General features: G+C 73.2%; 6 protein-coding genes and 1 pseudogene. 5 read left to right on the forward strand and 2 right to left on the reverse strand.

Annotated features, from left to right (window positions below; genetic code table 11):
* A pseudogene (locus EBN88_RS25910) lies at positions 1–806 on the forward strand (hypothetical protein); the annotation flags it as partial.
* Positions 803–3,001 carry an AAA family ATPase gene (locus EBN88_RS25915; protein ID WP_122399481.1) on the forward strand — a complete coding sequence of 733 codons (2,199 nt, stop codon included), beginning with the start codon at positions 803–805 and terminating at the stop codon, positions 2,999–3,001. The pseudogene EBN88_RS25910 and the gene EBN88_RS25915, both read left to right, overlap by 4 nt.
* Before the next feature lie 32 nt (positions 3,002–3,033).
* Here EBN88_RS25915 and EBN88_RS30840 read toward each other — a convergent pair whose 3' ends face one another.
* Entirely contained in the window at positions 3,034–3,210 is a 177-nt protein-coding gene (locus EBN88_RS30840; RefSeq protein ID WP_158621533.1) for a hypothetical protein, read from the reverse strand.
* 346 nt (positions 3,211–3,556) lie between these two features.
* On the opposite strand from EBN88_RS30840, the gene EBN88_RS25920 reads away from it, so the two are divergent.
* Complete coding sequence (locus tag EBN88_RS25920; protein WP_122399482.1) at positions 3,557–4,384, forward strand: helix-turn-helix domain-containing protein; 828 nt, start codon at positions 3,557–3,559, stop codon at positions 4,382–4,384.
* Entirely contained in the window at positions 4,381–4,575 is a 195-nt protein-coding gene (locus EBN88_RS25925; protein ID WP_122399483.1) for a DUF397 domain-containing protein, read from the forward strand. The genes EBN88_RS25920 and EBN88_RS25925 overlap by 4 nt, the downstream gene beginning before the upstream one ends.
* Positions 4,576–4,624: 49 nt before the next feature.
* Here EBN88_RS25925 and EBN88_RS25930 read toward each other — a convergent pair whose 3' ends face one another.
* Positions 4,625–7,723, reverse strand: coding sequence for an NACHT domain-containing protein (locus tag EBN88_RS25930; RefSeq protein WP_122399484.1), 3,099 nt, complete (start codon positions 7,721–7,723; stop codon positions 4,625–4,627).
* 162 nt (positions 7,724–7,885) lie between these two features.
* Here EBN88_RS25930 and EBN88_RS25935 point away from each other — a divergent pair.
* Positions 7,886–9,174, forward strand: a 1,289-nt coding sequence (locus EBN88_RS25935; protein ID WP_147472849.1) for an Hsp70 family protein, incomplete at its 3' end; no start/stop codon positions are given.

The following is a 9,174-nucleotide window of genomic DNA, read 5'->3' on the forward strand; positions in this document are numbered from 1 at the left end:
TGGACCGCCACCGGCTCGCGGTCGATGACGCCGCCGAGGCGGAGGAGCGCGCCGCGCGCGAGGCCGCCGCCCGCGCCAGGGCGGAGGAGGAACGCGCCAGGGCCGAGGCCGAGGAGCGCGCCCGCGCCGAGGCCGAGCGGGCGGCGCGTGAGGCCGAGGAGCGCGCCGAGCGGGAGGCCGTCCTCGCCGAGGAGCGGGCCGAGGAACTGGCCGAGGCCGCCGACCGGCTCGACGTGGTGCGCCGTGGCCTGCTCGACGCGATCGGCGACGCCGTCGACTTCGACGAGCCCGCGCTGGCCGAGGAGTTGCGGGCGGCGCTGGCCCGGGCCGACGAGGCGCTGGCGGCGGGCGAGGCCGGGCCGGCTTCGGCGGCCGTCGCCGCCGTCGAGGAGCTGCTGCCGCGCGCCGAGGCCAGGCTGGACGACCTGCTGCTCGCCCACGAGCGCCGCGCCGCGCTCGCCCGCGCCCTCCAGGAGGCGATGGCCGGCCACGGGTTCACCTTCACCGGGGGCGGCGAGGTACCGGGCCAACTCCTGTTGCGCTTCGAGCGGATGAACGGCGCCGTCTACGAGACCGCCATCCGCGTGGACGAGAGCGGACAGGCGGCGCTCTCCTACGCCATCGACGGCGAGCCCGGCATCCCCGACGGGCCCAACCCGGTCGCCACCTGCTCCACGGAGGAACTGCTCGACGGGGTTCACGCGGAGCTGGCGACCGAGGACTTCCTGCCGGGCGAACTGGACTGGGACGGCAAGCCCCCGCGCGGCGGCGGCCGTTCGCTGCCAGGCCAGGGCAGGGCGCGATGAGCGGCCCGCCCACCGGAGACCACCGGCCGCCCGGCGGCCAGCCGGCCGCCGAGCCCCAGGACCGGGAGGGCGCTGCGCTGGCCAACCCGCTGGTGCCGCTGTGGACGTTCTCCCTCGGCTGGGAGATGGAACGCGGCCGTCAGGTGATCCTCGGCGGCCAGGTCCGCGACCGCTGGTGGTGGAACGGCGCGCCGGCCTCGTTCCAGGAACTGCTCGTCACCGTCCTGGTGCGGCGCGGCGCCGAGGTGGTCGGCTGGTGGGACCCGGTGGACGGGCTGCGGTTCCCCGTTCCCGGGCACCGCGAGCGCTTCGAGCAGCTGATGCGCGGCCTGCCGCCGTCCCGCGACCAGCCCGTCCAGCCCCCGCCCCGCAACGACCAGCCGGCCCGGCCGGGCGGCCCCCAACCCGCCCCCGGCCAGGCCGCGTCGGAGGCCGCCCCGGAGCGGAACGACGAGCGGAACGACGAGCGGGACGACGAGCGGGACGACGGGCCCCGCCAGGCCGCCAGGACCCGCAGGGGCGCGGCCCGGGAGGAGGCGCGCGCCGGCCTGTTCACGCCCCGCGCCGCCCGGCGGCTGACGGCGTTCGACGACGCCGTGGCCGCCGCCCGACGCGTGGCCGCCAGCCCCCGGGCGCCCGTCGCGTTCGTCTTCCAGGACGTGGACCACGCGCTGCCCGTCGCCCAACCCGAGTCCACGGCCGGCTATCTGCTGCTGCGCGCCGCCATGACCGACGCCGTGGTGCCGGACGCCGCCACCGGCACCGCCCGCAACGCCGTCCTCACCGTGGTGGGCGACCCGTCCCGGCTGCCCGAGTGGCTGTGGCGGGACGACCCGCGCGTCGTCACCCTCCACCTCGGCCCGCCCGACCAGCGCGAGCGGCGGCTGTGGTTCTCGCTGCTGCGCGACCAGTTCCGGGGCGCCGACGAGGCGACCCACGAGGACTTCGAACGGCTGGTGGGCGCCACGGACGGCCTGTCCGCCTGGGAGTTGGACGCCCTGGCCAAGACCTCCCGGCTGCGGCGGGTCACCGTCGACCGGCACGCCGAGCTGATGCGCAAGCACCGGCTGAACGTCACCGTCGACCCCTGGGCCCAGCTGGACCGGGGCCGGATCGCGGCGGCGGCCGAGGAGCTGGCCGCCGACGTGATCGGGCAGGACCGGGCCGTGGACGCCGTGGTCGGCGCGCTCCAGGCCGCCTATGTCGGCGTGGACTTCGGCGACTCGGGCGCCGCCAGGCCGCGCGGCACGTTCTTCTTCGTCGGCCCGACCGGCGTCGGCAAGACCGAACTGGCCAAGTCCCTGGCCCGGTTGATCTTCGGCGACCCCGGCGCCTACGCCCGCTTCGACATGAGCGAGTACCAGCAGGAACACGCCGCCGAACGCCTCGCCGGCGCGCCGCCCGGCTATGTCGGCTTCGAGCGCGGCGGCGAGTTGACCGGGCGGGTGCGGGAACGCCCGTTCAGCGTCCTGCTGTTCGACGAGATCGAGAAGGCGCACCCGGCGGTGCTCGACAAGTTCCTCCAGATCCTGGAGGACGGCCGGCTCACCGACGGCCACGGCCGCACCGCGCACTTCGCCCAGACGTTGATCGTCTTCACCTCCAACGTCGGCGCCGACGCGCTGCCCGAACTCCTCGCCGAGACCGGCGAGGACACCGAGTACGCCGCCCTGGAGGCGCACTTCGCCAGCGCCGTCGAGGAGCGGTTCCGCGCGATCGGCCGGCCGGAGATCTTCGGCCGCCTCAAGCCGGGCATCGTCGTCTTCGACATGCTGCGCCGCGCGCACATCGTGCGGATCGCCGACCGGCTGCTGGCCCGCCTCGCCGACACCACCCTCGAACGCCGCCAGATCCACCTGGAGTTCGACCGGCCGAGCCTCCACGCCTGGATCACCGAGCGGATGGTCGAACCGGAACGCCGCGCCTACGGCGGCCGGCAGATCCGCAACGAACTGGAGGCCGTCCGCCTCGCCGTCGTCCGCTACCTGATGGAACGTCAGCCGCCCGCCGGCGTCCGACTCCTGGTGTCCATCGTCGCCCCGTCGACAGAGGAAGGCGAACACCGGGTGCGGGTGTCGGAGCCCGGCGGCGACACCGTGTCGCTGGAGAAGGCGCGGCCGGGCCCGCCCAGCCCTGAGGGAACACGGTCGCGGCCGGCCGGCGGGCGGGCCCCCTACCCGAGAGAGCAACGGTAGGAGGCCACCCTTCCGGCCACCGGCGCGACGGTCTAGCCAACCTTCGCGGCGACGCGGCCGAGGGCCGCGAGGAAGTCCGTATCCAGTCCGGTCGTCAGCACCGCGACGCTCTGAGGACCGGCGATCCTCTCGAACTCCGCCACCAGCCCCAACGGGTCGTCCCCGTCGTAGGGCAGATCCGTCTCGCCGTCGTGCAGATAGATCAGCATCAGGCGTTCCCTCCCCAACGGCCGGGCGCCGTGTTGAGAACCGCGACCAGCCCCAACGGGTCGTCCTCGTCGTAGGAAAGTTCGACCTCGTCGGGGCGAAGGTACATGATCATGCGTCTGCCTCCTGAATTGAGAGAAAAGAAAGGGGAATTCGGGCACGTCAGGAAGCCCGGAGCGGAAAGTCGAACATGATCTCGGTCCGTTCGAGCACGGCCGCCGGGAATTTATGGCCTCGGCCACTGACGTGCCAACACCATGCCCAACCATGAGCCCCGTTGCCATACGATCCGGGGAGACAACTGCCGCTGTCGTTAGACACGTTGATCCGTCTTAAAGGGGGACACCTATGCCTGCCGAACACGATGGCGATGACCCGACCGACCCCAACGCCTCGACGTTGGCGCACTTCGGAATGGAGGTCCGCCTCGAACGGGAGCAACACGACGTGACCCAGGTGGAACTGGCCGCCGAAGTGCCGTGCCATCACACGCTCGTGCAGAAGATCGAAACCGCCAAACGCGTGCCCTCGCTCCGGTTCGCGGAGACCTGCGACCGCATCTTCGGCACCAACGGACGGTTCACCCGCCTGTGGCGGCTGGTCATCAAGTACGCCTTTCCGGCGTGGTTCCGGCCGTATGTCGAACTGGAGATGCGCGCCACCTCTGTTCGCCTGTTCCACCCGTACCTGGTCCCCGGGCTTCTCCAGACCGAGGACTACGCACGGGCCGTGCTGCGGGCCGGCCGCCCCCGGATACTGGACGATCTGGTCGAGGCACGGATGGAACGCCAGCGCATCCTGGACCGGGAGAACCCGCCGGATGTGTGGGCCATTGTGGAGGAGAACGTCCTCCGTCGGGCTGTCGGCGACCGTGACCTCATGGCGGGGCAACTGAGAAAGTTCCTGGCGTTCGCCGAGAACCCCTTGCATGTGCTCCAGGTCATCCCGCAGGAAGTGCCCCTCCACGCCGGCTCCAGCGGACCGTTCAACATCCTCGGGTTCCAGGACAGCGACGATGTCGTGCATGTGGACGCCTTCCCGCGCGGCCATCTGTTGGCCGACGAGGAAGATGTGAAGGCGAGCCATCGGGCATACGATCCGCTCAAGGCAGTCGCGCTCTCGCCCGACGACTCGGTGAGCCTGCTGGGCTCTGTACTCAAGGAAATCGCTTCATGACCATCAGTGAACGCCCTGTGCCCGTGTGGCGCCGCAGCAGCTACAGTGGCCCCAACGGCGGTGATTGCGTGGAGGTCGCAGACGGTGTGGCGGATGTGGTCCCCGTTCGCGACAGCAAGGACGCGCAGGGCCCCGCGCTGGCCTTCCCCACCGCGAGTTGGTCCGCGTTCCTCGAACTGACCAAGCGCTGACCTGCGCTGGGCGCCGCCAAGCCCCCGGACGGGTCTCGCCGTTCGGGGGCTACGAGTGGCTGATCGTGACGTCCACGCCGGGGATGTCGGGATAGGTCCGGACGGGGCCGTCCGGGGTCCGGCAGCCGTAGAGGCGTAGCTCACGCAGGTGCTCGAATCGCGCGAAGACGGACGAGTCGGTGGGCAGGAGACAACCGATCAGTTCCAGCCTGGTGAGCGCGGGAGGTGGACTGATGGGACCGGCAAGCCAGTCGCGCAGGTCATAGGTGTGCAGCCTCATCGAGTTGAGCGCCGTCAGGCCGGCCAACTCCCCGAAACTCCTAGGAACGTCCTCCCCGTTGCCTATCAACGCCAGGTGCCCCAGCGGGGGAAGGGCGGTCAGGCCACCGAGGTCGAACGACTCTGGCACGGCCAGCAGTTCGAAGTGCTTCAGACGGGACAACGGCCGCAGCGACTCGAGCGTCAGGTCGCCGGTGACCGAGACGGTGAGCCAGCTCAGATCGGTCAGCGCGGTGAGTATCGAGGTACCCCGCGCCTCGTAGTCGCCCCAGAGCGAGAGCAAGTTCAGCTGGGGATGGGCGCCGAGCACGGAGAGGTCCGCCGGGCCGGTGATGTCCATCACTGACAGCACCGTCAGCGGCGGGAGGTCGGCAAGGAATTCGAGGCCGCGTACCGGATGGAGGATCTGTACGTCGGTCAGGGAACGCAGTCGGGTGGCCGCGCGGATCTGGTCGGGGTGATGGAGATTGACCAGTTGTCCGGCCAGGGGCAGGTGGGCGAGCACGCGGTCGGCGTAGGCGTCCGCGTCGAAGTAGTCCCAGGCGTCGATGAGTTCGTGGACGACCTTCCATCGCTTCTCGTCCACGTAGCCCGCGAGGCGGTCCAGGGACTCCTCGCCGCCGATCAGGGCCAGGGTGCGAACCGTCTGAACAGCCGCCTTCTCCGTCAGGTCGGCCAGCGTTCTCGGCAGGGAGCGCAGCAGGGTCGGGCCGACGGCGGCCAGGGCCGGTGGGTCGGTTTTCCGTCGCGGAGGCAGGAGCCGGCCAATCGCCTGGTCGAGGCGGTCCCCGAGGTCCGAGTCCACCACGCGCATCGTCTCCTGGCAGGAGGCCGCCAGCAGGCGGAGCGCCCGGGCGTGGCGGGGTTCGGCGTCGGCGCGGTCGAGGATGCCGTGGAGGAGTTCCGCCCGCTGGCGGGCGTTCGCGTGGCCGGCGGCCAGGATGATGGTCTCGCGCCACTGGTCGAGGTGGGCGCGGCCCACGAGGCTGCCGATGCGGTCCTCCTCGGCCGCCTCCTCGGCGGCCAGATACTCCTGGAACGTGCGGTGCACAAAGTCGAGGCGGCCCTCGGCGGGGGAGCGCAACACCCCGCTGCGGTCCAGGAGTTGGCGCAGCACGGATGCGCCGTCCGGCTCGTCCAGGTGCCGCATCGCGCGCAGCTTCGCGCCGACGTGCGTGGCGGCGCGCTCCTGGTCGGTCTCGCTGCGGTTGTTCTCCGACAGCCGCCAGGCCAGGTCCCGCAGCAGGACCAGCTTGTCGTCCAGACTCAGCCGGCTGTCCACCGCGCTGGGCACGTCGCGCTCCGCGTCCCGGTCGTGGACCAGGGTGTGGAGCGCGTTCCGGTACAACTCCATGCGGTCGCGGGGCAGATGGCGGCCCCGGTAGAGGTGCATCGAGCAGAGCATGGCGGCGAGCAGCGGCGTGCCGGCCAGCGCCTGGAGGTGTGCGCGGTCCCTGAGGCTGGCGAGCAGGGACCGTTCGTACTGCGGCAACTCCTCGGTGGGGCAAGGGAGATCGTCGCCCAGTGCGCCCACGGCCTGGTGCCACTGGCGGACGAAGGCCGCCAGGTCGGCCGGCGTCATCCGGTCCAGGTGCAGCGCGGTGAACTTCTCCTGGCGCAGCCAGGGGGCTTCGGCGGCGGCCGGTCGCGAGGTGACGACCACCCGGGTGTCGGGGTACGCGTCCAGCAGCCCGCGCAGCCAGTCGCGGGCGGCGCGGCGCTCGCGCTCGACGAGTTCGTCCACGCCGTCAACGAGCAACAGCACCCGGCCTGCGGCCAGTTGGCGTTCCACCCAGGCCCTCGGGGCGAGCCCGCTGATCGGGGCGGCCACGCCGTCGAGCAGGGCGGGCGGCGCCGGGAGCCGGCGTCCGCTGTATTCGCGGAGCTTGACCAGGATGGGGATCAGCCCGTTCCAGTCGGCCAGCTCGTCCCGGAACGCGCCGCGCGCCGCCGTGATCGCCAGCCAGCGCAGCAGCGTTGTCTTGCCCGAGCCGGCCTCGCCGCGCAGCAGCGCCCGGGGCGCGTCGGACAGCGCGGCCTCCACGCGGCGGCCCGCGTGGTCGCCACCGCCGTGCTCCCAGTCCCGCAGGTGAGGCCGCAGGCGTTCGGCTTCCCGGCGGGGGCGGCCGGCCGGGGCGTCGGTGGTCCGCAGGCTCACATAGGCGACGGACAGCGGCACCCTGGACGCGGTCGTGTGGTCGGACGGGCGGCGGAACAGCTCCACCTCGTCGAGCCTCCGGCTGACCAGCTCCAGATAGCGGCGCCGGAAGTCGGTGTCCAGGTCGCTGCCCTCGGGCGCCAACAGCGAGCGGTCCGGCAGGCGTTGGAGGATACGGGCGATGTCGGTGCCCAGGGTCGCCGTCCGGCTCAGCAGCTCGGCGGCCGCCCGTTCCTCGAAGACCGGCAGGCTGCGTACGATGCGCACGTAGTACTCGACGCACTCGGCGAACAGCGCCTCGTAGAGCCGGGTTTCCGCCTCGTTCAGCCCGACCGGCCCCTTGGTCGAGCCGGTGAGGGCGCGGACCAGCTCGGCCGGGTTGGCGTTCGCCTCGAACAGCGCCTCGTCGGAGAGGTCGGCGCGGGTGAACGTGTCGGCCACGGCGTCGATCACGGCCAGCCGGCCGTTCTCCTCCAGCCGGGCGAACGCCTGCGCGAGGCGCGGTTCCAGGCGGTCGAACACCGCGTTGGTGATCTGCTCGAACTGCTGCCTGACCTCGCGCTGGAGCCGAACTCCCGGCACCCGGACGCGGATCAGCTCCTCCATCGACAGGTGCCGCTCCTGCTCCCGCCGCCTGGACCCGAGCCACCACCCGGCCGCCGCCCGGGCCACGGTGGCCCCCAGCCGCAGCGCCGCCGTCTCGGCGACCACCGGCATCCCCTCCCCGCCGCCCTGCCATGTGCGTGAAACTGCCCGCCCCGGTGCCCTGTTGGCGATGACGGGCCATGAACTAGCGTACGCAGCACGTTATCTTACGCAGAGTGATGTCGCACGGGTGCGGATGGCGAGAAACCGGACGGGGGTCGGTGAACGGTGTACGCGATCGATCTGGGCGGCAGCGTCGCCCGGGTGGCCTGGCTGGACGAACGGGGCGAGCCCGTCGTGGCGGGCGCGCCGGCCGACGTCGGTGGGGCGGACGGCGCGGTGCCGGCGGCCGTGCGGGTGCGGCCCGGCGGCGCGTTCGAGGTGGGCCGGGCGGCCAGGGAACGGGCGTTGACCCACCCGGAGGAGGTGGCGCTGTCGGCCCGTTCGCTGCTCCTGGACCAGGGCAACGACGGGGCTGGCGGCGGGTTCGACGTGCTCGGGCAGCCGCCGGCCGCGCTGGTCGGGCAGTTGCTCGCCGCCCTCGTCGAGCTGGCCGACGAGGCGCGGGGCGTGCGCCCGGCGGACGGGGAACGGGCGCCGCTGACGCTGTCGTTGCCGCCGTCGGGCGGCGAACGCGCCCTGCGGGGGGCCGCCGAGGGCGTCGGGCTGCGGGTGGCGGCGGTGCTCGCCGAGCCGGTGGCGGCGGCGCTGCACTACGGCGCGGTCCGCGACGGGGCGCGGAGTTCGGTGCTGGTCTACGACCAGGGCGGCACCAGCCTCGACCTGACGGTGCTCACCGCCGAGGGCGACCGCACGGTGCGGATCGTGCACACCGCCAGCCATCCGCTCGGCGGCGACGCCTGGGACGAGGCGATCGCCACGGCGCTCCGGCCGCAGCTGGCCCAACTCCCGCCGGACATCCGGGTGTCGCCGCTGGCGCTGGCGCGCGTGGCCGAGGAGCTGCGGCTGGCGTTGGCGTGGGGCGATGAGGACGTCGCGGAGGCGACGCTGCCCGGCACCGAGCACCGGGTGCGGCTGAGCCGCGCGGAGGAGGAGGCGGCGCTGGCGCCGCTGCGCGCGCTGGCGCACGAGGCGGTGGAGGAGGCGCGGGCCCGGGCGGACGCGCTGTTGGAGGTGCCGCCGTCCACGCTGCTGCTGGCCGGCGGCGTGGCGGCCGCGCCCGGCACCGCCGCCCGGTTGGAGGACCGTCTGGCGATGTATGTCCGGTCGGAGGCACCGGAGTTCGCTGTGGTGCGGGGCCTCGCGCTGTGGCGGGACCTCGGGCCGCTGCGCGTCCAGTCGGGCCCGCCCGCGCGGCGGGCGGCGGTCGAGGACCCGGAGCCCCGGGGGCTCCGCGCCGCGCCCCGCCCGGTCGAGGACCCCGACCCGCGCCCGGCCCCTTCGCCGGCCGTGATCCCCCCGGCCGTGATCCCGCCGACGGTGATCCCCGCCCCCGAGGAACGGGCGGACGCCGGGCCGCAGGAACGCCCGCGCGACCGGCCGCCGGAGGCCCCCGT

This window comes from Streptomyces triticirhizae (assembly GCF_003696235.1).
Taxonomy (GTDB): domain Bacteria; phylum Actinomycetota; class Actinomycetes; order Streptomycetales; family Streptomycetaceae; genus Streptomyces; species Streptomyces triticirhizae.